Raw genomic sequence first — 26,290 nt, 5'->3', positions numbered from 1 at the left:
GCAGGCATCAATATCGATCATACCTATCCAAACACGTGGACCACCACCGTCAGCCAAAAGGCCGTGGTGACGACCGCGCAGGCGGTGGCGATGGTCATCTGGTTCGATGCCAGCGCCTGGCCGGTGTTGAACTGCGTCGCAATCAGGTAGGAATTCACCCCGGATGGCAGCGCGGCGGCCACGACCGCAACTTTCGCCGACAGCGGCGGCAGGCCAAGCAGCCAGACCAGGCCGAGCGCGACGGCCGGCATCAGCATCAGCTTCAGCGCCGACAGCGCCAGCGCCGGCCGCACATTGCCGGAGATGCCGAAACGGCACAGGCCCAACCCCATAGCAAACAGCGCGACCGGTCCGGCGATGTTGGCCAGCGCGTCGACCAGCCGGACCGCCAGCGCCGGCAATGGCAGGCCGGTGATACGCCACACCCATCCGGCCAGGATGCCGATGATCAGCGGATTGGAGAGCAACTTTCGAAAGAAGCGCCGGATGATGCGCAGCGGATGCACATGCTCGTCACCGCGGCCAAAGATCTCAAACAGGATGATCGATGCCATGATCATCGTCGGCAGATGCACGGAAATCAGCAGCGACAGCACTTCGAATCCACTTGGCCCGAATGTGCCGAGGAAGAACGGGATGCCGAGCAGGACGAGGTTGGAAAAAGCCGACGACACGCCGCCGACAACCCCGGCACGCGAGTCGCGCCCGAACACCCGGGTGATGACCAGGTGGCCTGCGGCCCACGTCACTGCGGCAGCCGTAAAATAGGCTCCCCAGAACAACCAGGGCGCGGTGCCATGGAAATCGGCGTTGACCATGGTGCGGAACAGAAGCAGCGGCATCGCCACCCCGACGGCGAATTCGGCGATGGCCCCACCCGCCTCGGCCTTCAGATAGCCGGTGAGCCCGGCCAGATAGCCGAGCGCGACAAGGCCGAAGACAAAAAGGACGGTTTCGATGAGTGGGGACATTTTTCCCCTGATAGGCGAGCCGGGATTTGAGCGCAACCGCCCCGCCTGGCAAAGCGGTCGGTTCTCGCAAACAGCCGGGATAGGTGATGCCTTGTTTTTCAGCCCGCTTTGCCGTCCCTATATGCGGTCACCGGAACCCACCTCCGGTGACCGGAAAAGGACGCCTGATGCTTCGATCTGTGCTGGCTCTATTGCTGCTCGTCATTCCCGCCGCGGCCCACGCGACCGAAGCCGGTTGGGCGCTGTTGCGCGACGGCGGACATGTCGTGCTGCTTCGCCATGCCATGGTCACCGGCACCACCGATCCGGCGAATTTCGACATCGAGAAATGCGCCACCCAGGTCAATCTCTCGGTGCGCGGCAAGCAGCAGGCACGCAAGATCGGCGCGCTTTTCGACGCCCGCGCGGCGCCGGTCGAGCGCGTGCTGTCCAGCCGCTATTGCCGCGCCCTCGACACGGCTCGCACCGCTTTCAGGGAAGAGCCCGAACCCTTCGCCCCGCTTGACCTGCTGAAGACCGACGCCAGCGGGAAAGCCGCCCAGCTCGAGGCGATCATGAACGAGATCAGCGCCTATTCCGGCTCCGATAATGTCGTCATGGTCACCCATCTGGAGAACATCATGGCGCTCACCGGCATCTCGCCGCGCGAAGGCGAAGCCGTGATCGTCGAGCCGCAAGGCGACGGCCTGCGCGTGCTCGGCCGCGTCACTTTTTGATCAGCGCTGGAGCCGGTTTAGTTTAAACGTTCGCCAGTGGTGAAATCTAACGCTTGGTCCCTAAACGGAATACCGGTTCCGACCCCTAGCGGAAGCTCGTTCGTTCGGCCTCGGCCGAATCCATAAGGCGACCGTCATGGCGCTTCCTCAAAGCTGCCTTCGCGCAACGGCTCGAGTCGGACCTATAGCTGACCTTGGGCGAGCGGTTTGAAGACGTTGTCATTGCCAGCCGCCTACGCCTCGTCCGCGATCCATTCGAGCGAGGCTCCATGCGGGTCGGTCCAAGCGACAGGGGAGCCGTTCACAGATAGGAGGAAGCGGCCTGGCGGCCAGCTTTTTCCGACGCGTGTGGCGATGGACGGGAATACGCGAGGGAACTCGTTCGATACCCAATACGGAGAAAGACGCATCACCTGCTCTGCGAAGGCCTCTCTGTCTGCCGGATCGGAGACATAGTCGAGGACGGCCGTGTGAAAGACAACGAGGGTAGCGTCCTTTGGCGCTTCGCTGCAGAGCCGCACGAGGTCGCTTCCGCGCAGGTCGCCCTTCACCACCCGAGGCTTGACTGTGGCAGCGATCTTTAGGGCCGCCCGCAGATTGGCAAGCCGCGCCGTCTGCTCCGGCCAGACCAGCGTCTCAAGCCATGCGACTTGCGAGGGGTTTGAAGCATCAATCGGACTCAGGTCCAATCCCGCTCGCCAGACGACATGCGGCGGGGCCGTCGGCAATGGCGTTGTCTCGCTGGCCGAGCATCGGAAGACAGGCGGTTCCGGGGCCATGACGGGTGCGCGGAGCACCGTGCGCCCGTAGTCGTAGCTGTAGAGGTCGGGCATAAGGCAGAGCCCTGCGGAAGTCCCGACCTCTAGGAGGGCCAGCGGCTGCGGCAGGCGCGCCAGGACGGGCAGCAGTGTGGCGCACCTTCCCGGCTCGTTGGTTTGCGTCGAGCGCTCGAGCATGAGCGAGCGGACAAGCTCGGGGTGCGCCAGAAGCGCATGGCGAAACTCGGTCCACCCTGTCGGTGTGCCGAACAGGTGACGCACCACGGCAAGCAGAAGATTCGGTTGCCGCTTCACGTCCGGGAGGGTCGACAGGAAGCCGAGTGTCTCACGGTCCCCTGCGACAGCACGAGCCAACTCCTCATAGAGCGGTGAGCGACTGCGAGCTTCCGTGTCGGCGAAGCGAAGATACCGGGTTGAGATCTCTGCCAAGCCCTCCTCGCCCATGTCCGCTGATCCCCGATCCCGACGTCTCGTCGCAGTACACGATCTACGGATCAGATTGGAGCCAGGCGCGGGTCCCGTCGTCAAGATGGCGGGTGTTACGCTTTTGCGGCAGCCCAATGCCTCGTCACTTCCGGCTGCCCCTCGAAAGAGGCCTCGAAGGTTGGCGCGGCCAGTATGGCCTGCATGTGCAATGTCGCGCTTCCGGTATTGCGAAAGCCATGCCAGCGGCCAGCCGGCACGATGACTGACTGTCCCGTCGATACTGTTTCTCGTTCATCATCCACAGCTCGGCTTGGCCTTCCAGCACGGTCAAGACTTCCTCGACGGGATGGGTGTGAGTACGTGTGCCACTTCCTGGTGCGACCCACTGTTCGAATATGCACAGCGTGGCTGCCTCGGTGACCGCAGAAACGCGCATTCTGGTCGACAGGCCGGGACGCCACTCTTCTGTCGGCTGAAGGTTATGATCGATAATCTGCATGATCCCCTCTGTTGGCAGAGTAGCACGCCGCCGTCAGCATGAAGCCGGCAACCGGTGGTTCATCAAGTTAGTAGAGCCGGTCGCGATTACCCGTGTCGATGATCGTTTGCATCTCCTCAACCGTCTCCGCGAGTTTGCCGTGGGCGACCAACATCTCCGCAAACGAGGGAAGGTTGCTGGTATCAGGCCACGCATCCGGCTGCCACAAGCCCGAGCGGACCATGCACTTCGGGCAATGAGAAAGTACGTGCGAGATCTCGATGACGAGTATGTGCTCAGGGAGCTTGCGGTTGACAGCCATGGCCTCACGCAGTTCAGCATCGCGGACAATGAGCGCCTTGCCGGCCACGCGAAGGGCGTAGGTCACACCGGGGATTACGAAAATCAGGCCGACATTCGGGTTGCTCAGGACGTTACGGAAAGTATCGAGTCGACGATTGCCGGGGCGGTCTGGAATGGCGAGAGTTCTCTCGTCCAGCACCTTGACGAAGCCGGCGGGATCACCCTTTGGCGAGATGTCGAGCATGCCATCGGCGCCGGCGGACGCTACGAACACAAAAGGCGCATGAGCAATGAAGCGGCGAGCATGTTCGTCAATTACTCGAACGACCTTGGCAACCGCTCGATCTGTGGGGGCCCCCAAAACCGCTCGCAATTGCTCTTCGCTCGTGATGACATCGCGGAAACGGCGCCGAGGACTGCTCTCGTCGTCTTGCATGATGCCGGCCCCTTTCCGCGTACCTGCGTAGTATGACGCAAAGGATCGCGCGTGCGCAACTCCATTGACGAGCCATTCCCTGCCGGCGTCGCGTTCTGGCATTGAGCCGTTCAGCCGTGCGACTGAAAGTCGGTTCACCACCCCAGCCAGTCGTCCGACGCTCATCTCGGGCGTTCTGCGGCTCAGGTATTTGAACCACGGGACGCGCCATTTGCTGACATCTGTGGCGCTTCTCAAAAGCTGCCCTTCGCGCAAGAGCTCAGGTCGACCCTCCTTGCGCTTCCCATTGAGATGACCTTCGGCAAGTCTGACCCAATGGATGTTCCCAATTGGGAACAGGATATCCCTGAACTTCTGTGTTCATTTGAAATTCAATCAGCTACGTTCTAGCCGACCATCAACCCTCCGTCCGAAAGCAGGCCGCATGGCGTGTATCTGGCTGATTACCACCGGAGGTACCATAGCTTCGCGGCGTGTTGATGCTGAAGATCATGTCGTATCGACCATCGACGGCGAAAAACTTCGGGGCACGATTCAAGACATTCCTCCCGGCGTCGACATTAGAGTTGACGACTTCATGAATATCGTCAGTTGCGCAATGACGCTGCCAATGGCGTTTGGTCTGGCTCAGCGGATCAACTTGCATCTTGTTGAAGACGATTGCATCGGCGTGGTGGTCACCCACGGTACCGATACGATGGAGGAAAGCGCCTATCTCGCGGATTTGCTTCTAGCGAATGAAAAGCCAGTGGTGTTCACTGGCGCACAGCGCAGCGCAGATGATTCAGCCAGCGACGGACCGCGCAATGTCACCGACGCCGTCCGGCTTGCGGCATCGCCGTTGGCGAGGGCTCTCGGCGCGGTTGTGCTCCTGGAACAACACTTCCACGCCGCGCGTGACGTCACAAAGGCTCATACGTCCCGGGTCGACGCATTTGTTTCGCGAAACCACGGCAAGCTCGGCGAAATCGACGGCGCCGCTGTAAGCGTATCGCGCCGACCTATCCTTCGGAAAACTTTTGCGGCGAGCGCGATCGAACCGAGGGTGGATCTCATACGCATGGTGCTTGGCTCCGATGACCGCGTGATCCGCCATGCGGCGGCAAGCGGCTCGCGGGCGATCGTGCTCGAAGGCTTCGGCAGGGGAAACGCGACGCCCGCCGTCGCAGCGGCCGTTGGAGACATCATCGCCGACGGCGTTCCGGTATTCGTGGCGTCGCGATGTGGCGAAGGTCGCGTCTCGCCGATTTATGGCAATGGCGGTGGCAAGGATCTGGAGAAAGCCGGGGCAGTCTTTGCCGGCGATCTCACCGGACCCAAGCTGCGGATCCTGGTTTCCGTGTTGTTGGGGATGGGAATGACCCTAGAGGAAATGCGCCCCGAACTTGCTGCAATAGGTGGGTGAATGTGCTTCCTGCCAGAGGCTCTTCCTTATCGTCGGACCCGAAAGGAAACACGCTATGCAGTTCGTAAACAGTCGGTTGGCAGTTGTCAGATCGGTGCGATCGTCGATCGCCGGGCTTAGGCTTCTTGACATCGGCTGCGGTACCGGCGGCTTTGCAGGGCAGCTTGTTGCCGAGGGCGCTGACCTGAGCGGCATCGATCCGGCGGCAGATGCCAATGGGGAAGCGGCGGCGGCGGTTCCGCAGGCGAGCTTCGTTGAAGGTGGGGTGGAGGCATTGCCTTTTGACGACGCAGGTTTCGACATTGCCGTTGTGGTGGCGCGGCGCTGTTCCGGGAGACGAAGCGAAGGGTAAAGTTCCACCCTTAGCGGCAGTTAGTTTAAGGCACCTGGCGTTAGATTTCACACTTGCAGCCGCGCATCAATACGGAGCTTCCATCCCTCGATCATCTGCGCGAATGCCTCCTCCGTCAGTTCGGACAGATACGATGTTCCTGCCGTGTTCAGGGCAGTGAACGTGTAGGCAATCGACGCCTCCGTGCCTCCGTCAGCGGTCGGGCGGCAGGCCACCTCGACAAATCCGAAACGCGTATCCGGCGTCACCCGGACATAGCGGATGCGATGCGCGACGGGGTCCCAGTCCGTGCAGGCCCAGAGCGTGGTCTCATCACCGTGAGTGGTCCTGAAGACCATGCCCTGGCGCGTCTCCCCGTCTTGTGGATGCAGAAACTCCGGATCCCAGCCGTCCACCCACAGGGTCTCCCCAGTCGGCGTGAACAGCGGAAAGACGCGGTCGATCGGCCCCGAAAGCACGATGCTGTGGCTTCGCTCAAGATGGTTGGTCATCCCCCTCCCCGGCGATTTCCACCAGACGGTGGCTGTCCGCTGCGCCAACCTCCATTCCGTAGATGCGCTTCAATTGGCCGATTGTTTCCAGGGTCGTCGGGGAAAACGGCGTCTGGCCTTCGAAGGCATGCAGCACGATGCCCTCGATGAGTTCACCCAGGCTCATGTCGCGATGCTCGGCCAAGGCCTTGAGCACCTTCACCAATCGTTTTTCCAGGCGCACCCCGGTCTGCACGCGTTCGATGGTGGTCATAGGATTTCCGTACCATGGTACACTGGTACATGCAATGACCAGAGATGGGGTCGTTGCGGCATTTCGCCGGGAGGGTCGCCAACGGCTCTTCTTGCGTTTACGGAGTGGGTATCCCATCTGCGCCCGGCGTTCAGGCCTTTTCCTGTCCGGAAAAACCGATTAGACAGCGCGCAAACACCAGCGGACAGATTCCGCCCGCAACCGAAGGAAAAGCCCTTGTCCACCACGTTCGACAAAGTCGCCAAGATCATCGCCGACACCAGTGAGATCGATATCGACACGATCACCCCTGAAAGCCACACCATCGACGATCTCGGCATCGACAGCCTCGACTTCCTCGACATCGTCTTTGCCATCGACAAGGAATTCGGCATCAAGGTGCCGCTGGAAAAGTGGACGCAGGAGGTCAATGACGGCAAGGCCTCGACCGACGATTACTTCGTCATGAAGAACCTGTGCGCCAAGATCGACGCCCTGGTCATGGCAAAGAACGCCTAAGACCCACAACAGCCGCCCTATGAACCCTCGCCCATGAGCTCCCACGACGTCGTCATATCAGGCATCGGCCTTGTCTCTTCGCTGGGAGAAGGCCCGGATGCGCATTGGCGCAAGCTCGTCCAGCCCGGCCTGGAGCCGGTGCTCGAAGCCGCCCGCTTTTCGCCCTACACCGTCCACCCGCTGCCGGAGATCGACTGGAACCTGCAGATCGCCAAGCGCGGCGACCAGCGGCAGATGGAAACCTGGCAGCGGCTCGGCACCTATGCCGCCGGCATGGCGCTGGACGACGCCGGCATCAAGGGCAATGACGATCTCTGCACGACGATGGACATGGTGGTGGCTGCCGGCGGCGGCGAGCGCGACGAGGCGGTCGACGCCGACATTCTCGCCGCTTCGGAAAGCCGCAACGACCGCGACGTGCTGCTCAACGAAAAACTGACCACCGAATTGCGGCCGACGCTGTTTCTGGCACAGCTTTCCAACCTGCTCGCCGGCAACATCTCAATCGTCCACAAGGTGACCGGCTCGTCGCGCACCTTCATGGGCGAGGAAGGTGCCGGCGTCGCCGCTGTCGAGACAGCCGCCGCGCGCATCCGCTCCGGCCAATCGACGCATATCCTGGTCGGCGGCGCATTCCAGACCGAACATTCCGACATGCTGCTTGGCTATGAGCTGGCCGGCTACTTGCATCGCGGCCCCTGGAGACCGGTCTGGCAGAGACAGGGCCTGGACGGCGGCGGCGTGGTGACTGGATCGGGCGGTGCGTTTCTCGTCCTGGAACAGCGCGAGCACGCGATCAGCCGCGGGCGAAAGATCTATGCCGAACTCGGCCCGGTCGTATCCGGACGCGCCATACGCCGGCAGGGCGAGCTCGATGCCGAGATTACCGCGCTGCTCAGCCAGGCGGCATTGCCGAACGGCGAGCTGCTGACGATTTCAGGCGCTTCGGGTGCCCATGCCGCGACTGTTGCCGAGAAATCGGCGCTCGACGCCAATCCGGCGATTGCAGCACGCGGTTTTTCGACGCTGACCGGCCACATGAAGGAAGCGCAGTTTCCCTTCGCCGTGGCGCTGGCTGCATTGGCTGTCGAACGCAAGGCCGCCTACCCGGCTTTTGACGCCGCCACCGAGAAGCCGTTCAACGGCATTCCCAGGACCGTGCTTGCAACGGCGATCGGCTATCACCAATTCGAGGGCATGGCGTTGGTCAACGCCGCCTAGAGGGTTTCGGGACAAAAACATGGCCAATCTGAACGACCACATGGGCAGGCCGATCGTTGCCGTTACCGGCATCGGCGTGGTGACGTCGCTGGGCGTTGGCAAGGCCGACAATTGGGCAGCGCTCACCGCGGGCACGTCCGGCATCCATCCGATAACCCGCTTTCCGGTCGACCATCTGAACACCCGCATCTCCGGCACGGTCGATTTCCTGCCGTCGAGCTCCAAGGGCGCTTCCCTTCTTACCTACGACCTCGCCGAGATAGCCGCGCAGGAAGCCGTGGCCGAAGCCGGCCTCGATTCGGGCGATTTCGGCGGGCCGCTTTTCCTCGCCTCGCCGCCGGTCGAGCTCGACTGGAGCGAGCGCTTTTCGCTGTACAATTCCGACAAGCACGACATCGGCGCCGAACGGCTGCTTCGCGTGGCGCGCGGCTTGAAGGGGCTCGATGTCTTCGAGACCACCCAGTTCGGTTCGATCGCCGACCGGCTCGCCGACCGTTTTGGCACGCGTGGCCTGCCGATCACGCTGTCGACGGCCTGCGCCTCGGGCGCCACCTCGATCCAGCTCGGCGTCGAGGCGATCCGCCGCGGCGAATGCGACCGGGCGCTGTCGATCGGCGCCGACGGCTCGGCGACCGCCGAGGCGCTGATCCGTTTCTCGCTGCTTTCCGCACTCTCCACCCACAACGACATCCCCGAAAAGGCGTCAAAACCGTTTTCCAGGGATCGCGACGGTTTTGTCCTCGCTGAGGGTTCTGGCGCGCTGGTATTGGAATCGCTGGAGGCGGCACTCGCCCGTGGTGCAAACATCCTCGGCATCCTGCGCGGCTGCGGCGAGAAGGCCGACGATTTCCACCGCACCCGCTCGAAGCCGGACGGCTCGCCGGCGATCGCGGCGGTTCGCGCCGCGCTCGCCGATGCCGGCTTGGGCGAGGACGAGATCGATTATGTCAACGCCCATGGCACCTCGACGCCGGAAAACGACAAGATGGAGCATTTGTCGCTGTCGACCGTGTTCGGCGAGCGGATCGGCTCGATGCCGATCTCGTCGAACAAGTCGATGATCGGCCACACGCTGTCGGCCGCCGGCGCCGTCGAGGCGGCGTTTTCGCTGATGACCATGCGCGAAAGCGTCATCCCGCCGACCATCAATTACGACAATCCCGATCCGGCGATCGTGCTCGACGTGGTGCCGAACCAGAAGCGCAACGCCGAGGTCGGCACGGTGCTGTCGAACTCCTTCGGCTTCGGCGGCCAGAACACCTGCCTTGTCATGGCGCGGGAACCGGTCTAATGCATGTCGCCCAAAAGTGCGAAGCGGTTTTGGGACAACGACATGCATAAAAAACAAAAGCTTAAAGCGCGTCGGCTGAATCCGTTTCAACGCGGCGCGCTTTAAGCGACCGTTCTTCGCCAACAGAACCGACAGGCCCAATGCGTGCATTGCAACTTATCGAGGACCGCCGCCTTGAAACGGTGGACCTGCCGCTTCCGCCGCAGCCTGCGCTGGGCGAAGTGACGCTGCGCATCAAGGCCGTGGCGCTCAATCATATCGACGTCTGGGGCTGGCGCGGCATGGCCTTCGCCAAGCGCAAGCTGCCGCTGGTCGTCGGCGCCGAAGCCTCGGGCGAGGTCGAGGCGGTCGGCCCCGGCGTCTCCAGCCTTGTGCCGGGGCAGCTTGTATCGATCTACGGCGCGCGCACCTGCGGGCTTTGCCGCGCCTGCCGCGAAGGCCGCGACAACCTCTGCGAGCATGTCTCGGGCGTTCACGGCTTCCATCTCGACGGCTTTGCGCAAGAGAAGATAAACCTGCCGGCGCGCCTGCTGGTCCCTGCCCCGCCCGGCGTAACCGACGTCGGCGCCGCGGTCGCGCCCGTCACCTTCGGCACGGTCGAGCACATGCTGTTCGACAATGCCAGGCTGCAGCCCGGCGAAACCATCTTGATCCATGCCGGCGGCTCGGGCATCGGCTCCGCCGCGATCCAGCTGGCCAAGAAAATGGGCTGCACCGTGATCACCACGGTTGGCTCGAACGACAAGATCGACAAGGCGAAGGCGCTTGGCGCCGATCACGTCATCAACTATCGCGACGACCGTTTCGAAGGCGTCGTGCGCAAGCTGACGAAGAAGAAGGGCGTCGATGTCGTCTTCGAGCATGTCGGCGCCGACACCTTTGCCGCCTCGATGCTGTGCCTGAAACGCGGCGGCCGCCTGGTGACCTGCGGCTCGACCTCGGGCGTGTCGACGCAGATCAACCTGATGCAATTGTTCCAGCAGCAGCTGAAGCTGCTCGGCTCGTTCGGCTGTCGCATGCAAAACATGGCCGACGCCATGCAGAAAATGGCGGCGGGGCTGGTTTCTCCGGTTATCGACACCGAAGTCGGCTTCGACGGCATCGAGACCGCACTGAAGCGCATGGAAGGCCGCGACGTGTTCGGCAAGATCATCCTGCGCGTCGGCTAGACCATGATGCTGCTGTCTGAAAAAACCATGGTCTAGGAATGATCGGCAACGCCTTCAAGAAGCTCCGCCGGGACCTGGCGTTCCGCTACGGCAGGCGGCTGCGCCAGTTCAACTACTGGCTGCTGGCGCGCCTCGCGATGACGATGATTTGGCTATTGCGTCTGCTGCCGGTCGACAGCGCGCTCAATTTCGCCAACCGCGCCGCCCGCCGCATTGGCCCTTGGGTGGGGCGCCATAACGTCGCCATTTCCAATCTGCGCAAGGCTTATCCGGAAAAGAGCGACAAGGAGATCCAGGCCATCGCCTCCGACATGTGGGGCAACATGGCTCGCCTTGCCGCGGAATACGTCTTTCTCGATGCCCTGTTCGACTACGATCCCGCCGCGACAAAACCGGGCCGCATCGAGGTCAAGGGGGTCGAGCACTTCGTGCAAATCGCCGGCGAGCAAAAACCGCATATCATCTTCACCGGGCATCTCGGCAATTTCGAGCTGCTTCCGGTGGCGGCAGCCACGTTCGGCATGAACATCACGGCGCTGTTTCGTCCGCCCAACAACCCCTACCTTGCCGACTACATCCTCTCGACGCGCCGCTCGACCATGGGCTCGCTGCTGCCCTCCGCGACCGGCGCTTCATTCGCGCTGGCGGCCATCCTGGAGAAAGGCGGCAATATCGGCGTGCTCGTCGACCAGAAATTCTCGAGCGGGCTCGAAACGACTTTTTTCGGCCGCCCATGCGAAAGCAACCGGGTCCTGGGCACCCTGGCGCGGCACTATGACTGCGATGTCTATCCGGCGCGCTGCGTGCGCCTGCCGGGCAACCGCTTCCGGCTCGAGATCGAGGACAAACTGACCTTGCCGCGCACCGCCGGCGGCAGTGTCGACGTCCATGGCACCACCCAGTTGCTCAACGACGTGGTCGAGCGCTGGGTGCGCGAGGATCCCGGCCAGTGGATGTGGTTCCACAAAAGATGGGAAATCAGCGGCCCGCGCGGGCAGCACAAGCGGGCGAGGAACCGCGGCGAAGCCGCCTGAGTAGAAGTGAGTGACAGCAATTATGCTATTGTTGGCAATGTTCTAATTGCGCCACCGACCCCGCCCGGTTGCCGAGGCGGGTTTTTGTTTAGTCACCGATCACTCTGTGGCCTGTCCTGGCAAGACCAATCAGCCAACCGAAGGGGCGCCATAGCGAAGTCCATCCACCAGCAAGCCAACCATCCGTCGTGCCTGGTCGGGGCCTCCGCCATAGCGGTCTGGTGAGCAGAGCCTGGCAATCGCGAACAATAATTCCTTAGCATCAACGTCCGAGCGAACATCGCCTGCTTCGGTCGCGGCATCCAGCAAGCTCTGCAGCGCGGGCCGAAGTTTCTCAAGAAAATACAGCGGCAAGGACTCATATGCCGGATCGCCGGAGGAGAAGGCCGCGGCGAGTCCACGCTTGGCAGCGATAAAGTCCACGTAACGCTGCATCCATCGGGCGAGCGCTTCGCCGGGTTCATATTCGGCGGCAATGGCAGATGCAGCATTTGCGCAGGCATCCACTTCGTTACGGAAGACCGCCACGATCAGGTCCGAACGCTGCGGAAAATGCCGATAGAGCGTACCCACGCCAACGCCGGCCTTATCGGCGATCTCTCGCACCGGAGCATCGACCCCCGAAGCCGCAAACACTGCCATTGCCGCTTCGAGCAGCGCCTTGGAGTTGCGTTGCGCGTCCGCACGCACGCGTCGATCCGTCGAGTTTACGGGCTCCAAGTCACCACCCCGCTCCTCCGATTTGTCGTCCATGATTTTTCCACTTGATAAACGGAACGATGTTCCGTATAAAACGGAACGCAGTTCCGATTGGGAAAATTAGCACAGCATGGCGCCGTTGCCTACACGTCAATGAAAAAAGAGGAGATCACCATGCGGGTCAAACCTATTGCCCTGGTCACTGCGGCCAACAAGGGAATCGGCCTCCAGATCGCCAGGGATCTGGCGACGCACGGCCTCACCGTGCTCGTAGGGTCGCGCAAGCTCGAGCATGCGGAGACGGCCGCAAACAGCATCGGCGCGGATGCCCGCGCCGTCCAACTCGATGTCACGAAACAGGCCTCGATTGCCGCCGCGGCAAAGCGCATCCGTAACGAGTTCGGTCGCCTCGACGTCCTGGTGAACAATGCAGGCACTTCCGATGCGGGAAAGCAGGGCATCTCGCATGCGGCGCCCCTCGAGGGACGCGCGGTGTTCGAGACCAACGTGTTCGGCGTCGTCGCCGTCACGCAGGCGATGTTGCGGCTGCTTGGTGAAGCGCCGGCGGCACGCATCGTCAGCGTCGACCCGTCCAGTCCACAGCGCGCGTTGTTCGGCCCTGTTTACAGCAGCTCGGAGACTGCCCTCGATGCGACGACGCTCGCCTTCGCCATCGAATTTGAGGATGCCGGCGCCGACGCTGCCTGCCCCGGCTTCACTTCGACGAACCTCAACAGCTTCGAGGGCACGGCCGACCGGGCCGCGTGAGTCCTTCGCCTCGCGCTCCTCGACGCTAACGGGTCCCGATGGGGCATGTTCCCCCAGGATCAGGCGGCGCACCCTGGCTCCGGTGCCGATCGAGCCCACGTCGTGATCTGCGATCTTGGGGCGGGTCGAAAGGGTCTATCGAGATTGATACCGGAAAGCCGCGACAAAGGCTGCAAACGCCGGCGATTGATTGCGTCGGCTGGGATAGTAAAGATGATAGCCTTGAAAGGTCGGGCACCAGTCGGCAAGGACTTCCTCGAGCCGACCACCCTCAACATGGGGTTGAACAAGAGCCTTCGGCGCATAGGCCAAACCGATGCCGTCGAGGGCCGCGTCAAGTGCCGGCGCGATATTGTTCAGGGTCAGCTGGCCGTCCACACGGACGCTGAACTCGCGTCCGTTCTTCCTGAATTCCCAGGCAAATAGCGCGCCTGAGCTGGGAAGCCGCAGATTGATGCAGTTGTGGTCGGTCAAGTCCTGAGGGCTTTTCGGCGCAGCCCGACGAGCGAGATAATCGGGTGAGCCGGCGACGCAATAGCCGACATCGGGACCAATGCGAACGGCCACCATGTCGCGGGCGATTGCCTCGCCAAGTCGAACACCGGCATCGAACTGACGCTCGACGATGTTGGTGAAGCCGTTGTCGACAATGAGCTCCACATTGATGTCCGGGTAGTTTCGCAGGAACGCTGGCAGCCTGGGGCGAAAGACCAAATTGACGGCATCATCGGGGCACACGATACGGATCTGGCCCGAGGGCTGGCCGCGCAGGGCGCTGATCGCGCTGATCCCGGCGGCAATGCTTTCGAAATGCGGCTCGATGCTTTCGACGAGGCGTTCTCCGGTCGCCGTGGGCGCCACATCGCGGGTCGTGCGAGAGAGCAGACGGACGCCAAGCCGTTCCTCCATTGCCCTGATCGTATGGCTGAGGGCCGATCGGGTAACACCCAATTTGGCCGCCGCTCGCGTAAAACTGCGCTGCCGAGCGACCTCAAGGAAGGCTCGCATCTCACTGAACTCGTCACGCGGTATTGGTGAGCTCCGTTCACTACGACATGCAGATTATAGCTGCTAGTCTGACAAGACCAGCCCGGCTACCTAGTCTGTCGACGGACAGGAGCGCACGAATGGCTATCGAACTGACACTGGATGACACGCTGGCGGCTGAAGGGGCAGTAACGCCATGGGCCGCCGTCACCTGCCTCTCGCTTTTGACCTTTCTCCTGGTCGGCCTGGAGTTCATGCCGGTGAGCCTGTTGACTCCGATTGCGCAGGGCCTGGCCATCTCGGAAGGCCAGGCCGGACAGGCGATCGCCGTGTCGGGGCTTTTTGCCGTGATCACCAGCCTGTTCGGCAACGCGCTGCTGGCCAGGTTCGACCGGAGAACGGTCGTCCTGCTGTACACGGCAGTGCTGGTCGCATCGAGTTTGGCTGTTGCCCTCGCTCCCAACTTCCTGGTGTTTCTGGCCGGACGGGCCCTGGTCGGGATCGCGATCGGCGGCTTCTGGTCGCTCTCCACGGCCATTTTGGCGCGCCTGGCCTCAGGCTCCGACCTGCCCAAGGCGATCGCCCTGCTGCAGGGCGGAACTGCATTGGCGATCGTCATCGCCGCACCGCTCGGCAGCTTCCTCGGCGAATTGATCGGGTGGCGGGGCACGTTCTTCGTCACAGTCCCGGTCGGCCTCGCGGCGCTCGTCTGGCAACTGGCCGTTCTGCCGAAGATGCCGCCGATGGAGGCCGTTTCGGTATCCAGCATGTTCCGTCTGCTGCGCAATCGGACATTCATCATCGGCATGGCCGCAACTGGACTTGCATTCATGGGAATGAATTCGCTGTCGATCTATCTGCGCCCATTCCTTGAAAGCGTCACCGGCCTCGACGTGAACGTCCTGTCGCTGGTGCTCCTGGGCCTCGGCCTAGGCGGCCTGGCGGGACTGTCCATCGCCGGCTTTGTTCTCCGGCGAAACCTCACCGCCGTGCTGATCGGGCTGCCGAGCGCGCTTGCGCTCCTCGCCCTGCTCCTGATCGCAGTGGGACCGGTGCTTTGGGCCACGGCTTCGCTTCTGGTTCTTTGGGGGCTGTTCAACACCCCGATTCCGGCGGCGTGGGGTACATGGATGGCTCAGATCATTCCCGACGATCTTGAAGCTGGAGGCGGGCTGCAGGTCGCATTGATCCAGTTCGCCATCGCCAGCGGCGCTTCCGCGGGCGGCATGCTGTTCGACGCTGCCGGCTGGTGGAGCGCCTTCCTGCTCGCCGCCGCCCTGCTGGCGGGCTCAGCCCTGCTCGCCGCCGCCGCCAGCCCTCGCGCTGCTGCGTGCAGAACCTTTGATCGCGGAGGGACAGCGCCCGGACAGCGCCCCCCTCTGTCCGGCAGGACAGAGGGGGGCGCGAAGGATCACTACAGAGCGCTTTTATTCTGAACCGCCGCATTCTTGGCTGGGCTGGGCATTGCTGCGCTGCCCGACTTCCTTACCGACGTGCCGATCGCGGAGGGTACATTGAGACAAGTGATGGCGGATTATCCCTCGCCAGAGGCGGGGATCTATGTGGTGCGGCCACCTGGCGGGATTGCGCCCAGAAAGGTGCGTGCGCTGATTGACATCCTCATCGAATGGTTCGGCGCCCGTTGAGCGCAATCATTGCGACCTTCGGGTGGTGATCGCGGCGCAACGGCGAGAAAGCGCAGCCAACACCGGTCCCTTCGCCATCTCGGGCCAAAATTTCGATGGACTTAGAGCGGGTGGTTTTAGCCGCATTTCTGCGACGCCAGGAGAAAAGTGATCCTGATCGGTCAAAGCATTGCCTCATCGGCCGTAAGTGCATGCTCTCGCGTGCCGGAGACGATGATCTCCAGGACCTCATGCTCGTCGGTGTTTTTGATGTAGCGATCGCCGACGTTCTCGCCGCGCTTAAGCACCATCACGCGGTCGCCCACAGCGAAGATGTCAACGAGGCGGTGGGAGATGATGATCTGGGCAACGCCCTGCTTTTTCAGTTCCAGCATGGTTTCGAGCAGCCGCTCGGTCGCCATCACCGAGAGATTGGCGGTCGGCTCGTCGAGTATCACCACGCGCGGCTGAAAGGAGATAGCGCGGGCAATCGCGACCGATTGCTGGCGGCCGCCCGAAAGGCTCTCGACCTTTTGATAGACGGAGTTCACGTCGACCTTGAGCCGCTTCAGCACACTGTCGGCTTCCGCGTACATTTTCCGCCGATTGACGAAAAGGCCCCTGCGCGGCCAACGGCCAAGAAAGATATTCTGACCGACATCCATATTCCCGCAAAGAGCGAAATCCTGGTAGATCATCTCGATGCCGGCGTCGCGGCTTTCGTGCGGGCTCTTGAAGTGCACCAGCTGCCCGGCGACGAAGATCTCGCCGCCCGCGTCGCGCTGGTAGGCGCCGGTCAGGATCTTCATCAGCGTCGACTTGCCGGCCGAGTTGTCGCCGACGAGGCCCAGGATCTCGCCTGGATAGAGCACGAGGTCGACGTTGCGGAGCGCCTGCACCGCACCGAAGGCTTTTTCGATGCCCCGCATTTCTACGATCGGTGCGGGCCTGGTCGCGTCACGCATGGGTCGTTTCCGCCGTTCTTGTGCGCCGCGCGAGGCGCGCCCGCAGGCGGCCGAAGATGTTGGCCTGGCGCACCCAGATGTCGATCAGCACCGCCACGATCAGGATGCCACCGATGAAGACGTTGATCCAGTGCTGCGGCATGGTAAAGCCTTGGACGTTGAGCTGCAGCAGCGCCCGGATCAGGGTGATCACCGCCGCCCCGGCGAGCGCCCCGATCACGGTGCCGTAGCCGCCGAAGATCGAACCGCCGCCGATGATCACCGAAGCGATGGCGTCGAGCTCGCGGAACTGGCCGGCTACAGGGTTGAAGCTGCGGAAGTAGGCGACGTTGATGATCCCGGCCATTGTCGCGCAGAGCGCCGCCAGCATGAGCGCGAAGAACCGCACCCGGTTGGTGTTGATCCCGGCATAAGCGGCGGCGCGAATGTTGCCGCCGGTCGCATAGACCTTCTGCCCGAACGGCATGTAGGCTAGCACGACGCCGGCAATGAGGGCGACCAACAGCATCCAGATGGTCTGGATGCTCACCACCTCGGCGATCGAGCGCAGCAGCCCGTCCGGCAGCGAGATGCGGAAGTGCAGCAGGATGTCGTTCACCTTGCGGCCAAGCAGGTTGTAGCCCTCGGGCCAGCCGGTGAGCTGCTGCCCGGCGACGAACCAGGCGGCGAGGCCGCGGGCGATGTAGAACATGCCGAGCGTGGCGATGAAGGCCGGCAGCTTGAAGCCGACGGTGACGATCGCGTTGACGAGGCCGGCGCACATGCCCGCCAGCAGGCCCATCGCCACGGCGGTCACGGGGTCGGCGCCGAGGACCTTGAGGAAATAGGCGGCTGTGCTGCCGGCGAGGGCAAGCACCGCCCCGACGGAGAGGTCGATATCGCCGGCGGCGATGACGTAGGTGAGCCCGATGGTGATCAGCGCAAGCTCGGTGTAGTTGAGCAAGATAGCGAAGCTGTTGGACAGGTTCCACCAGTAGTCCGGCCGGAGCGCGAGGCCGGTCAGCCACAGGAGCGCGGTCAGGATGATGGCGAGCGCGTCGCGCCGGGCGAGGAACTTGCCGAACCCGGTGGCCGACAACGCCATGTCGGTCGCCATCGCGCCCTTGGTCTGCACCCCCTCGATCGCGATGCCGCCGATCTCGTAGGCCGGTGGCGGCGGCCGGCCGCGGAGCCAGGCCCAGAGGCGCCCTGCCACCTGGCGGCGGATGAGATAGGGCTCGATGAGCACAGCGACGACGAGGAGCAGCCCGAGGAACACCGGCACCGCGCCGACCGGTAGCGAAAAAACGGCGTTGACCGTGATCTCCTCGTCGCCGATCTTGATGATGCGCGTGATCGGCCAGCCCTCGCGCAATACCTTGTCGAGCAGCACCACCAGAAGGGCGCCAAGGCAGGATCCGGCGACCCGGCCGCGGCCACCGAGGATCGAGGCGCCGCCGATGATCACGGCGGCAATGACGGTCAGCTCACCGCTGACGCCGTAGAGCGGCGTCACGCCCTTGTCCTGCGCAGCTGACATCAAGCCGGCCAGCGCCGCGCAGAGCGAGGAGATCAGGAAGGCTCGGATGCGCACCCAGTTGGTCGGGATGCCGGCATAGGACGCCGCCTGCTCGTTGCCGCCGGTGGCGAAGGTCTCGTAGCCCCAGCGCGTCTTGGCAAGCACATAGGCGCCGATCACGGCGACAACGAGGAAGATCACGATCTGGTTGTTGAAGCCGAGGAGGTTGGTCTCGCCGAGGTGAAAAAAACCCGGATAGCCGGTCGCCTTGGCAGGGTAGTAGATCGCCTGGCCGTGAGTGAGCGCCAGCACGAAGCCGCGGCCGATGAAGAGGACGGTCAGCGTGGCGATGAACGCCGGCACCTTCAGGATGGTGACGAGCACGCCGTTGATCAGCCCGATCAGCGTGCCGAGCAGCAGGCAGAGGATCGCCGACGTGACGACGCCGAGGTCATGGAAGTTCGGCGCGAACAGCCTGGCAAAGACGACGGCGACTAGGCCGTAAGTTGAACCGACCGAAAGATCGAGGTCCTTGTTGACGATGACGAAGGTCACTCCGACCGCGATGATGGCAACCCGCGAGGTGTCGCGGAGCAGCGAGTGAAACGCTCCTGTTGACCCGAAGAACGCGGGATTGACGAGAGCGCCGCCGAGATAGAGCAGCAAAAGCAAGGCAACGAGCCCCACCTCCCAGCCGCCGACAATCTGGGACGGCGCACGGCCGAGCGATGTGGTCGCGGTAAGCGCCATGGTCTCTTCTGGTCGATTTCCTGCTGCCGCATTGCGGGAGAGCCTGCGCTCTCCCGCAATGATTTCAGACGTTCCGAGTGGACTCAGTTCTCGAAGCGCTTGCCGACATCCTCGACGGTCTCCTTCGTCACCAGTTGGGCGCGTGTGTCGAGGTTGGCCGCCGCGATGCCGCGGTCGATCTCCAGATAGAGCTGCATGACCGGCCAGAAGCCCTGCAAGAAGGGCTGCTGCCCGAGCGCGCCGGTCAGATCGCCGCTCTTCATCGCGTCCTGCTGGGCCGGGCCGAGGTCGAAACCGTAGGCGCAGATCTTGCCGGTCAGTCCGGTCTGAGCGACGGCCTTGGCAAGCGCCGGCGTGAACACGTTGTTGCCGGCGAACGCGCCTACGACGTCGCCGCGCGATTCGAACAGCGTCACGATGCCGTTCACCGGGTCATTCGGATTGGTGTCTATACCGGTGTTCTCCGGACCCGCGTCGACCTTGAAGGCATCAAGCTTGCCGGCATCCTTCAAGCCCTTGACGATGGCGTTGAAAGCCGAAGTGACGCGGTTGTTCACCTCGATGTTGCCCATTGCGGTCGACGACGGCAGGACGATCGAACCCTTCTCGATACCCTTGTCCGCGAGGCACTTGACGAGCGCCTCGCCGGCGATTGCGGCAGCGGAGGCGTCCTGGCCGGTGTGGCCGATGCCGCTGCGGTTGAGGAGCGTGCCGTCAAAGGAATTGGTCGTAGCGACCGGTATGCCCTTCGCCTCGGCGGCCTTGACGATGTCGTTGTAGGCGCCGACCTGGGGCGTTGTCATGATCAGCCCATCGATCGTCGGATCCTGCACGATCTGGTTCAGGATTTCGATCTCGCGGGCAGGGTCGTCAGTCGGCGATTCCGAGCCGAGCAGCAGGACCTTGGCGCCGATCAGGTTGCCGGCGACGGTCGCGCCGACGTAGACCGGATCGAAGAAGCCATTGCCGGCAGTGTGTGTCACGATAGCGAATGTGAGGTGACCATCGGCCGAATGGAAGTCCTTGGTACCGGGGGCCTCCTTTGCGGCTTCTTCGAAGCTGTAGCCGCCGACCGCCTTGTCGACGCCGCCCGATTGTGCGTAGGCGTTCGATACGCCGAGCGATAACGCCGCGGCACATGCCGCGAGCGAGAAAATACGTTTCATGATTATCCTCCCTTGCAACCAACGGTCGGAAGCCGTTCGGGCGCATTTATTCAGGATTCCGAATGCTCCCTCCCACCCCGTATATTCTGCCCAAAGCTCGCCCACGTAAATAGTGCTAGCGCTACGCGGTGTCAGACAGACGAGGAGACTTGGTGTATTGTGATCCCTACCTGGGCCGCATTTCAAAAATGAGCGACACGGAGAGCACCAAAAATAAAGTTTCACAAACGCGTAGGAAGGATACCGCGATGAATCTGCGACCAGACCCCACATTCTATCCGTCACCTCGGCTGGCTATGGAAGGGCCGCCGGAAACTCTGGCCTACACGTTGATGCTTAGCCCGGACTTCTCGCAACCCGACGGTTTGGCTGTGGTGAATGTCGATCCAAATTCGCCGGATTTCGGCAAGATCGTCCACACTGTGATCATGCCAAACAAGGGCGATGAGTTTCATCACTTCGGCTGGAATGCGTGTTCTTCGGCGCTATCACCACTGACTGGCCACGCCTTTTTGGAGCGTCGTTATCTGATCATTCCGGGCATTCGTTCGTCGCGCATCTACATAATTGATGTGAAGGGCGGGCCGACAGCCGCCAAGATTCACAAGATCATCGAACCCGCAGAAGTCTTTGCCAAGACGGGCTATTCCCGCCCGCATACGATCCACTGCGGACCCGAGGGCATCTATGTCTCGACCCTCGGCGGCGGTGGCAAGGACGGTACCGACGGTCCTCCGGGCATTTTCATCATGGATTGCCAGACCTTCGATGTCATTGGCCGCTATGAGATAGATCGTGGCGCCCAGGACAAGCACTACGATTTCTGGTGGAACCTGCCGCGCGACTACATGGTCAGTTCCGAATGGGCCCTGCCGCCGCAGTTCGAAAACGGCATCGTCCCTGAGGATCTACTGTCCAACAAGTACGGCCACCGCATGCATTTCTGGGATCTGCGTGCGCGTAAGAACATTCAGACCATCGATCTGGGCGCCAATCACCAAATGGCGCTCGAAATCCGCCCGGCGCATGATCCAGTCCAGCAATACGGCTTCTGCGGCGTTGTGGTCGATACCACCAATCTCGAAGGCTCGATCTGGACTTGGTGGCGCGACGCAGATGGCAAGTTCCAGGCCAAGAAGACGGCGGTCATCCCGCCTCAACCGGCCAATGCCGACGATCTGCCGGATCTTCTGAAGGGTTTCTCGGCGGTGCCCCCTCTGGTCACCGACATCGACCTCAGCCTCGACGACAAGTATCTCTATGTGGCTTGTTGGGGTACGGGTGAAATGCATCAATACGATGTCAGCGACCCGATGAAGCCGGTTCTGGCGGGCAAGGTCGAACTGGGTGGGATCGTCAAGAAGACCAAGCACCCCTGTGGCAAGGACTTCGGCTATGGGCCACAAATGGTCGAGATTAGCCGCGACGGCAAGCGTGTCTATTGGACCAATTCGCTCTATTCGACCTGGGACGATCAGTTCTATCCCGGTGAGCGCGGCGGGGCGATGGTGAAGGCCGATGTTGGCGCCAATGGTGGCCTGACGCTCGACACCAACTTCTTCGTCGAGTTCCCCAAAGGCTATCGAACGCACCAGATCCGGCTTGAAGGCGGCGACTGCTCTACCGACAGTTTCTGCTACCCATCGGCCTAGGTGTCGCCCGAACTCCTTTCGACCACAGCCGGCCTCTGGCTTGCTGTGGTCGCCAGCGGGATTTACCATGGCGTAAACCCGGGTATGGGCTGGCCGCTTGCTGTTTCGGCCGCCCTGATGGAACGGCGAGCCCATGCGCTGCCGGGCGCACTCCTGGCGCTGGCGTTCGGGCATCTTGTCGCCATGACGGTGGTCCTCTTGCCCTTCGCGCTAATGACCATGCTGGTTGATTGGCAAACCGAGATCCGCGTTGGCGCAGGTCTAATTGTCGTCGCGCTCGGAGTCTGGCTGCTCTTCAACCGGCGGCATCCTAGATTTCTGGCGCGCGTGCCGCCGTCGCGACTGGCGCTCTGGTCCTTTCTCGTCGCCGTCGCGCATGGCGCCGGCCTGATGCTGGTGCCGATCTACCTCGGCCTGTGCGGCGTCGTTGAAACGGATGCCGGGCACCGTGCCGCGACCGCCCTCATTGCACGAACTGCAGCGCTCTCGATCGGCGTGGCAGCGGTCCACACCGGCGCGATGATCACTGCGGGCGGCGCTTTGGCCTTCGGCGTCTATCGGTGGCTGGGATTAAGGTTTCTTTCGAAAAGCTGGTTTGATCTGGATGTGATCTGGGCGCTAAGCCTGGTTCTGGTCGGGGCGATCGGCGTGTTTTCCGCGCTCTAGTTGGTCACCACGATCCGCGTGTTGCGAAAGCCGGCCTGCCGCACCATCGAATAGAAGGCGGCGGCATTGGACGGGTGCAGCCGCACGCAGCCATGCGACGCCGGGCGCCCGAGAGATTTTACCGCCCCTGTGCCATGGATGGCATAGCCGCCACGGTAGAACACCGAATGAGGCATCGGCGACATGTCGTATTTGCGCGAATACCACATCCGTGCCGTTCGTTGCGGCCGGTAGCTGCCGCGCGGCGTGATATAGCCTTTGCGCGCCGTGGATACGCGCCATCGGTAGACCGCCCGGCCGTACCTTACAGTCATCGTCTGCGATGACACGTCGATCCTTGCAACCAGCTTGGCTGCCCAGCCCTCGACCGAAGAACCGAACAGCATCGTTGCCAGTGCCGCTGCCATGAGAACGGTCTTTTTCATGCGATCAAACCCCTTTGATTGCCCTTGCCTGCCTGCCTTCACGCTATTCTTCATCCTTTAATCGCAAGTGAATGAGGTAACCACACACCTCTGACGAATTCACCAATCCAAAGCAGCGAATTTGAACGGTTTCCCCGCGATAGTTGCCGTGGCGACATGTAACCACATAACTAGGGCGCGACCCGCCAACAGGCTTGCCAAAACGCACCGTTGGCTGCTCAATTCGTCGAATGAACGAACTCCTGCTGAAAGCGGTCGATGATCGGGTCGACGACCTGGTCGCGCTGACCGCGGACCTGATCCGCTTTCCGACCATCAACCCGCCCGGCGAGGCCTATCGGCCATGCGCCGAATACGTCGGAAAGCGGCTGAAAAAGCGCGGCTTCGAAGTCGAATTCATCCGCGCCGAAGGCACGCCCGGCGACACCGACCGCTACCCGCGCGTCAACGTCGTCGCCCGCTTCGATGGCCGCTCGCCCGGCGCCTGCGTGCATTTCAACTCGCATATCGACGTGGTTGAAGCCGGCGACGGCTGGAGCCTCGATCCCTTCGCCGGCATCGTCAGGGATGGCAAGGTCCATGGCCGCGGCGCCTGCGACATGAAGGGCGGCCTGGCCTCCTCGATCATCGCCGCCGAGGCCTTCATGGAGGTTTTCCCCGACTTCCCGGGCGCCATCGAGATTTCGGGCACGGTCGACGAGGAGTCCGGCGGCTTCGGCGGCGTCGCCCATCTGGCAAAGCTCGGCTATTTCTCCAAGCCGAAGGTCGACCACGTCATCATCCCCGAGCCGTTGAACAAGGATCGCATCTGCCTTGGCCATCGCGGCGTCTGGTGGGCGGAGATCGAGACCAAGGGCGAGATCGCGCACGGCTCGATGCCGTTCCTCGGCGACAATGCGGTGCGCCATATGGGCGCCCTGCTAAGGGCGTTCGAGGACGAGCTGTTCCCGGCGCTCGACCGCAAGGTAACGCGCATGCCGGTCGTGCCCGACGGGGCCAAGCGCTCGACCATGAACATCAACTCGATCCATGGCGGCCAGACCGAGGATTTCCGGCCTGGCCTGCCCTCGCCCAATGTCCCCGATTCCTGCCGGCTGACCATCGACCGCCGCTTCCTGCTCGAAGAGGATCTTGGCACGGTCAAGCGCGAGGTGACCGATATCCTCGACCGGCTGAAGCGCGAGCGCAAGAAATTCGACTACGAGATCCGCGATCTCATGGAGGTGCTGCCGCTGATGACCGAGCGCGATGCGCCGGTGGTCAAGGCGGTGGCGCGGGGCATCATGGAGGTATTCGACCGCGAGCCCGACTACGTGATCTCGCCCGGCACCTACGACCAGAAGCACATTGCCCGCATCGGCCACATCTACGACTGCATCGCCTATGGCCCGGGCATTCTCGACCTCGCCCACAGGCCCGACGAATGGGTGGGGATATCAGACATGGTCGAATCGGCCAAGGTGATGGCGATCGGGCTCAACGTGCTGCTGAGGGGCGCGGGCGCTCGGTAGCCGGTGATGGGCGGAAAAACATTCCTGCCGGCGCCGCCGGAAAGCACGAAACGCAATTTACTCCTTGGTGAAATCACGCTTCTATCCACCGGGTTTCGAGCATGTTTTTGAGCATATCGGGAGTTGCACGATGAAATTGTGGAAAACCATTCTCACCGCTGCGGCCCTGGTGCTGTCTGCCGGACCATCGGCATTTGCCGCGCGCGATCTGGTCATCGGCATCACGCTCGAACCTCCGCATCTCGATCCGACCGCAGGTGCTGCGGCGGCGATCGACGAGGTGCTTTACGCCAATGTGTTCGAGGGGCTGACCCGCATCGGCCCGAACGGCGAGGTGCTGCCGGCTCTCGCCGAAAGCTGGACCGTTTCCGACGACGGCAAGGTCTATACCTTCAAGCTGCATAGCGGTGTGAAATTCCATGACGGCACCGACTTCAATGCCGACGACGTCAAATTCTCGCTCGACCGCGCCCGTGCCGACAACTCCGTCAACGCACAAAAGGGCCTGTTCGCCGCCATCGATACGGTCGAAATGGTCGATCCGGCGACGGTCAGGATCACGCTGAAGAACCCGCAAAGTTCGTTCCTCTACAATATGGGCTGGGGCGACGCGGTCATCGTCGCGCCGGAGACAGCCGACACCAACAAGGAAACGCCTGTCGGCACCGGCCCGTTCAAGTTCCAGACCTGGGCCAAGGGCTCGTCGATCACGCTGATCAAGTCCGACGCTTACTGGGGTGCCCCGGTCTCCCTCGACAAGGCCGAGTTCCGCATCGTCACGGATGCCGCAGCCGCCGTTCCGGCGCTGCTTTCCGGCGATGTTCAGGCCTTCCCGTTCTTCGATCCCGACAGCGTCGCCCAGATCCAGGGCGACCCGCGCTTCAAGGTGGTGATCGGCGCGACCGAGGGTGAGACCATCCTTTCGATGAACAACAAGAAGCCGCCTTTCGACCGGCTGCAGGTCAGGCAGGCGATTTCGTTTGCGCTCGACCGCAAGGCCATCATCGACGGCGCCTCGGCCGGCCTTGGCGTGCCGATCGGCTCGCATATGTCGCCCGCCAACAAGGCCTATGTCGACCTCACCGGTCTCTATCCGCACAATGTCGACAAGGCCAGGGAACTCTTGAAGGAAGCCGGCCTGGAGAACGGCTTCAAGGCGACGCTGAAACTGCCGCCACCCCCCTATGCGCGACTTGGCGGCGAGATCATCGCGTCGCAGCTTCGCGATGTCGGAATCGATCTGCAGATCGTGCCGGTGGAATGGGCGCAGTGGCTGGACCAGGTCTTCACCAGGAAGGACTACGACCTGACCATCGTTTCCCACACCGAGCCCAACGACATCGATATCTATTCGCGCAAGGATTATTACTTCAACTACGACAACCCGACCTTCGACAAGATCATCGCCGACCTGAACCTCACCTCCGATGAGGCCAAGCGCATGACGCTGCTCGGCGAGGCGCAGAAGATACTGGCCGACGATGCCGTGGTCGGCTTCCTCTACGAACTGCCGAAAGTCGGCGTCTGGGACGCCAAGCTCGAGGGTTTTTGGGAAAATGCGCCGATCCAGGCCAATGATCTGACCAAGGTGAAGTGGACGGAGTGAGGGGCTGCTGGCCAAAGAGGCGAAACTTGCAGCCGGTGGCACCCCCCTCGGTGGGGGGCGGGCCGTGGGGGGGGGGCCGGGGGGGGGGGGGGGGGCGCCCCCCGCCCACCACGGGGGGGGGGGGCCCGCCCCCGGGGGGGGCCCCCCCC

The 26,290-nt window shown here is 62.6% G+C and carries 25 protein-coding genes and 2 pseudogenes; 15 read left to right on the top strand and 12 right to left on the bottom strand.

Annotated elements, in window-relative coordinates:
• Positions 1-23: 23 nt before the first annotated feature.
• Positions 24-971, bottom strand: coding sequence for an AEC family transporter (locus tag AC0L2V_RS26570; protein WP_287219327.1), 948 nt, complete (start codon positions 969-971; stop codon positions 24-26).
• A gap of 167 nt (positions 972-1,138) precedes the next feature.
• On the opposite strand from AC0L2V_RS26570, the gene AC0L2V_RS26565 reads away from it, so the two are divergent.
• On the top strand, positions 1,139-1,687 hold the full coding sequence (locus AC0L2V_RS26565; RefSeq protein WP_287219326.1) for a histidine phosphatase family protein: 549 nt from the start codon (positions 1,139-1,141) through the stop codon (positions 1,685-1,687).
• 233 nt (positions 1,688-1,920) lie between these two features.
• Here AC0L2V_RS26565 and AC0L2V_RS26560 read toward each other — a convergent pair whose 3' ends face one another.
• From AC0L2V_RS26560 to AC0L2V_RS26550, 3 genes and pseudogenes are all read right to left on the bottom strand, one after another.
• Entirely contained in the window at positions 1,921-2,910 is a 990-nt protein-coding gene (locus AC0L2V_RS26560; protein ID WP_473521635.1) for a DUF2332 domain-containing protein, read from the bottom strand.
• A gap of 95 nt (positions 2,911-3,005) precedes the next feature.
• Positions 3,006-3,328, bottom strand: a pseudogene (locus tag AC0L2V_RS26555) (cupin domain-containing protein).
• 130 nt (positions 3,329-3,458) lie between these two features.
• On the bottom strand, positions 3,459-4,364 hold the full coding sequence (locus AC0L2V_RS26550; protein WP_473521634.1) for an MSMEG_1061 family FMN-dependent PPOX-type flavoprotein: 906 nt from the start codon (positions 4,362-4,364) through the stop codon (positions 3,459-3,461).
• Between the two features lie 169 nt (positions 4,365-4,533).
• On the opposite strand from AC0L2V_RS26550, the gene AC0L2V_RS26545 reads away from it, so the two are divergent.
• Both AC0L2V_RS26545 and AC0L2V_RS26540 read left to right on the top strand, forming a co-directional pair.
• Positions 4,534-5,514, top strand: a complete 981-nt coding sequence (locus tag AC0L2V_RS26545; protein WP_473521633.1) for an asparaginase — start codon at positions 4,534-4,536, stop codon at positions 5,512-5,514.
• 55 nt (positions 5,515-5,569) lie between these two features.
• Positions 5,570-5,866, top strand: a complete 297-nt coding sequence (locus AC0L2V_RS26540) for a class I SAM-dependent methyltransferase (RefSeq protein WP_473521632.1) — start codon at positions 5,570-5,572, stop codon at positions 5,864-5,866.
• A 47-nt stretch (positions 5,867-5,913) separates the two neighbouring features.
• Here AC0L2V_RS26540 and AC0L2V_RS26535 read toward each other — a convergent pair whose 3' ends face one another.
• Both AC0L2V_RS26535 and AC0L2V_RS26530 read right to left on the bottom strand, forming a co-directional pair.
• Complete coding sequence (locus tag AC0L2V_RS26535; RefSeq protein WP_473521631.1) at positions 5,914-6,357, bottom strand: hypothetical protein; 444 nt, start codon at positions 6,355-6,357, stop codon at positions 5,914-5,916.
• Positions 6,341-6,610 carry a hypothetical protein gene (locus AC0L2V_RS26530; protein ID WP_473521630.1) on the bottom strand — a complete coding sequence of 90 codons (270 nt, stop codon included), beginning with the start codon at positions 6,608-6,610 and terminating at the stop codon, positions 6,341-6,343. The genes AC0L2V_RS26535 and AC0L2V_RS26530 overlap by 17 nt, the downstream gene beginning before the upstream one ends.
• A gap of 216 nt (positions 6,611-6,826) precedes the next feature.
• On the opposite strand from AC0L2V_RS26530, the gene AC0L2V_RS26525 reads away from it, so the two are divergent.
• The 5 genes from AC0L2V_RS26525 (at position 6,827) to AC0L2V_RS26505 (ending at position 11,823) form a co-directional block, all read left to right on the top strand.
• The gene (locus tag AC0L2V_RS26525; protein ID WP_023802974.1) at positions 6,827-7,108 is read left to right on the top strand and encodes an acyl carrier protein; all 282 of its coding nucleotides are present in this window, start codon (positions 6,827-6,829) and stop codon (positions 7,106-7,108) included.
• Between the two features lie 33 nt (positions 7,109-7,141).
• Complete coding sequence (locus tag AC0L2V_RS26520; protein ID WP_473521629.1) at positions 7,142-8,329, top strand: beta-ketoacyl-ACP synthase; 1,188 nt, start codon at positions 7,142-7,144, stop codon at positions 8,327-8,329.
• A 19-nt stretch (positions 8,330-8,348) separates the two neighbouring features.
• Positions 8,349-9,620, top strand: a complete 1,272-nt coding sequence (locus tag AC0L2V_RS26515) for a beta-ketoacyl-ACP synthase (RefSeq protein ID WP_236386415.1) — start codon at positions 8,349-8,351, stop codon at positions 9,618-9,620.
• Positions 9,621-9,760: 140 nt separating this feature from the next.
• Positions 9,761-10,789 carry a zinc-binding dehydrogenase gene (locus AC0L2V_RS26510; protein WP_236377154.1) on the top strand — a complete coding sequence of 343 codons (1,029 nt, stop codon included), beginning with the start codon at positions 9,761-9,763 and terminating at the stop codon, positions 10,787-10,789.
• A 38-nt stretch (positions 10,790-10,827) separates the two neighbouring features.
• Positions 10,828-11,823, top strand: coding sequence for a lipid A biosynthesis lauroyl acyltransferase (locus AC0L2V_RS26505; protein ID WP_473521628.1), 996 nt, complete (start codon positions 10,828-10,830; stop codon positions 11,821-11,823).
• A 129-nt stretch (positions 11,824-11,952) separates the two neighbouring features.
• Here AC0L2V_RS26505 and AC0L2V_RS26500 read toward each other — a convergent pair whose 3' ends face one another.
• Positions 11,953-12,576, bottom strand: coding sequence for a TetR/AcrR family transcriptional regulator (locus AC0L2V_RS26500; protein ID WP_473521627.1), 624 nt, complete (start codon positions 12,574-12,576; stop codon positions 11,953-11,955).
• Between the two features lie 120 nt (positions 12,577-12,696).
• Here AC0L2V_RS26500 and AC0L2V_RS26495 point away from each other — a divergent pair, with 120 nt between their 5' ends.
• Positions 12,697-13,290: an SDR family NAD(P)-dependent oxidoreductase gene (locus AC0L2V_RS26495; RefSeq protein WP_473521626.1), complete on the top strand. Its 594-nt coding sequence runs from the start codon at positions 12,697-12,699 to the stop codon at positions 13,288-13,290.
• Between the two features lie 135 nt (positions 13,291-13,425).
• On the opposite strand, the gene AC0L2V_RS26490 is transcribed toward AC0L2V_RS26495, so the two are convergent.
• Positions 13,426-14,322: a LysR family transcriptional regulator gene (locus AC0L2V_RS26490; protein WP_473521650.1), complete on the bottom strand. Its 897-nt coding sequence runs from the start codon at positions 14,320-14,322 to the stop codon at positions 13,426-13,428.
• Between the two features lie 95 nt (positions 14,323-14,417).
• Here AC0L2V_RS26490 and AC0L2V_RS26485 point away from each other — a divergent pair.
• Positions 14,418-15,602: pseudogene (locus AC0L2V_RS26485) on the top strand (MFS transporter); the annotation flags it as partial.
• Between the two features lie 123 nt (positions 15,603-15,725).
• Positions 15,726-15,923: a LysR substrate-binding domain-containing protein gene (locus tag AC0L2V_RS26480; RefSeq protein WP_287257832.1), complete on the top strand. Its 198-nt coding sequence runs from the start codon at positions 15,726-15,728 to the stop codon at positions 15,921-15,923.
• A gap of 161 nt (positions 15,924-16,084) precedes the next feature.
• Here AC0L2V_RS26480 and AC0L2V_RS26475 read toward each other — a convergent pair whose 3' ends face one another.
• The 3 genes from AC0L2V_RS26475 to AC0L2V_RS26465 form a co-directional block, all read right to left on the bottom strand.
• Positions 16,085-16,867: an ATP-binding cassette domain-containing protein gene (locus AC0L2V_RS26475; RefSeq protein WP_473521625.1), complete on the bottom strand. Its 783-nt coding sequence runs from the start codon at positions 16,865-16,867 to the stop codon at positions 16,085-16,087.
• Positions 16,860-19,115, bottom strand: a complete 2,256-nt coding sequence (locus AC0L2V_RS26470; RefSeq protein WP_473521624.1) for an ABC transporter permease — start codon at positions 19,113-19,115, stop codon at positions 16,860-16,862. The genes AC0L2V_RS26475 and AC0L2V_RS26470 overlap by 8 nt, the downstream gene beginning before the upstream one ends.
• Before the next feature lie 83 nt (positions 19,116-19,198).
• A complete protein-coding gene (locus AC0L2V_RS26465; RefSeq protein ID WP_091598261.1) occupies positions 19,199-20,281 on the bottom strand; it encodes a substrate-binding domain-containing protein in 1,083 nt (360 codons plus the stop codon).
• 248 nt (positions 20,282-20,529) lie between these two features.
• Here AC0L2V_RS26465 and AC0L2V_RS26460 point away from each other — a divergent pair, with 248 nt between their 5' ends.
• Entirely contained in the window at positions 20,530-21,933 is a 1,404-nt protein-coding gene (locus AC0L2V_RS26460; RefSeq protein WP_473511668.1) for a selenium-binding protein SBP56-related protein, read from the top strand.
• A gap of 117 nt (positions 21,934-22,050) precedes the next feature.
• The gene (locus tag AC0L2V_RS26455; protein WP_473511562.1) at positions 22,051-22,599 is read left to right on the top strand and encodes a hypothetical protein; all 549 of its coding nucleotides are present in this window, start codon (positions 22,051-22,053) and stop codon (positions 22,597-22,599) included.
• Here AC0L2V_RS26455 and AC0L2V_RS26450 read toward each other — a convergent pair.
• The gene (locus AC0L2V_RS26450; RefSeq protein ID WP_023802989.1) at positions 22,596-23,024 is read right to left on the bottom strand and encodes a L,D-transpeptidase; all 429 of its coding nucleotides are present in this window, start codon (positions 23,022-23,024) and stop codon (positions 22,596-22,598) included. The genes AC0L2V_RS26455 and AC0L2V_RS26450 overlap by 4 nt on opposite strands.
• 230 nt (positions 23,025-23,254) lie before the next feature.
• Here AC0L2V_RS26450 and AC0L2V_RS26445 point away from each other — a divergent pair, with 230 nt between their 5' ends.
• Together AC0L2V_RS26445 and AC0L2V_RS26440 are read left to right on the top strand one after the other, a co-directional pair.
• Entirely contained in the window at positions 23,255-24,535 is a 1,281-nt protein-coding gene (locus AC0L2V_RS26445) for an acetylornithine deacetylase/succinyl-diaminopimelate desuccinylase family protein (protein ID WP_473521623.1), read from the top strand.
• 130 nt (positions 24,536-24,665) lie between these two features.
• Positions 24,666-26,141 (top strand): ABC transporter substrate-binding protein, encoded by a 1,476-nt coding sequence (locus AC0L2V_RS26440; RefSeq protein WP_473521622.1) that lies wholly within the window; start codon positions 24,666-24,668, stop codon positions 26,139-26,141.
• The last annotated feature ends 149 nt before the right edge of the window (positions 26,142-26,290 follow it).

It is taken from the genome of Mesorhizobium sp. WSM4814 (assembly GCF_055811595.1).
This window is presented reverse-complemented; position numbering and strand designations above follow the sequence as displayed.

Coding starts and splice junctions, on each gene's coding strand:
- AC0L2V_RS26520 (WP_473521629.1), top strand. CDS start 7,142: ATGAGCTCCCACGACGTCGTCATATCAGGCATCGGCCTTGTCTCTTCG.
- AC0L2V_RS26510 (WP_236377154.1), top strand. CDS start 9,761: ATGCGTGCATTGCAACTTATCGAGGACCGCCGCCTTGAAACGGTGGAC.
- AC0L2V_RS26460 (WP_473511668.1), top strand. CDS start 20,530: ATGAATCTGCGACCAGACCCCACATTCTATCCGTCACCTCGGCTGGCT.
- AC0L2V_RS26560 (WP_473521635.1), bottom strand. CDS start 2,910: ATGGGCGAGGAGGGCTTGGCAGAGATCTCAACCCGGTATCTTCGCTTC.
- AC0L2V_RS26470 (WP_473521624.1), bottom strand. CDS start 19,115: ATGGCGCTTACCGCGACCACATCGCTCGGCCGTGCGCCGTCCCAGATT.
- AC0L2V_RS26535 (WP_473521631.1), bottom strand. CDS start 6,357: ATGACCAACCATCTTGAGCGAAGCCACAGCATCGTGCTTTCGGGGCCG.
- AC0L2V_RS26455 (WP_473511562.1), top strand. CDS start 22,051: ATGGAACGGCGAGCCCATGCGCTGCCGGGCGCACTCCTGGCGCTGGCG.
- AC0L2V_RS26475 (WP_473521625.1), bottom strand. CDS start 16,867: ATGCGTGACGCGACCAGGCCCGCACCGATCGTAGAAATGCGGGGCATC.
- AC0L2V_RS26530 (WP_473521630.1), bottom strand. CDS start 6,610: ATGACCACCATCGAACGCGTGCAGACCGGGGTGCGCCTGGAAAAACGA.
- AC0L2V_RS26465 (WP_091598261.1), bottom strand. CDS start 20,281: ATGAAACGTATTTTCTCGCTCGCGGCATGTGCCGCGGCGTTATCGCTC.
- AC0L2V_RS26440 (WP_473521622.1), top strand. CDS start 24,666: ATGAAATTGTGGAAAACCATTCTCACCGCTGCGGCCCTGGTGCTGTCT.
- AC0L2V_RS26495 (WP_473521626.1), top strand. CDS start 12,697: ATGCGGGTCAAACCTATTGCCCTGGTCACTGCGGCCAACAAGGGAATC.
- AC0L2V_RS26445 (WP_473521623.1), top strand. CDS start 23,255: ATGAACGAACTCCTGCTGAAAGCGGTCGATGATCGGGTCGACGACCTG.
- AC0L2V_RS26505 (WP_473521628.1), top strand. CDS start 10,828: ATGATCGGCAACGCCTTCAAGAAGCTCCGCCGGGACCTGGCGTTCCGC.
- AC0L2V_RS26500 (WP_473521627.1), bottom strand. CDS start 12,576: ATGGACGACAAATCGGAGGAGCGGGGTGGTGACTTGGAGCCCGTAAAC.
- AC0L2V_RS26450 (WP_023802989.1), bottom strand. CDS start 23,024: ATGAAAAAGACCGTTCTCATGGCAGCGGCACTGGCAACGATGCTGTTC.
- AC0L2V_RS26515 (WP_236386415.1), top strand. CDS start 8,349: ATGGCCAATCTGAACGACCACATGGGCAGGCCGATCGTTGCCGTTACC.
- AC0L2V_RS26565 (WP_287219326.1), top strand. CDS start 1,139: ATGCTTCGATCTGTGCTGGCTCTATTGCTGCTCGTCATTCCCGCCGCG.
- AC0L2V_RS26545 (WP_473521633.1), top strand. CDS start 4,534: ATGGCGTGTATCTGGCTGATTACCACCGGAGGTACCATAGCTTCGCGG.
- AC0L2V_RS26540 (WP_473521632.1), top strand. CDS start 5,570: ATGCAGTTCGTAAACAGTCGGTTGGCAGTTGTCAGATCGGTGCGATCG.
- AC0L2V_RS26570 (WP_287219327.1), bottom strand. CDS start 971: ATGTCCCCACTCATCGAAACCGTCCTTTTTGTCTTCGGCCTTGTCGCG.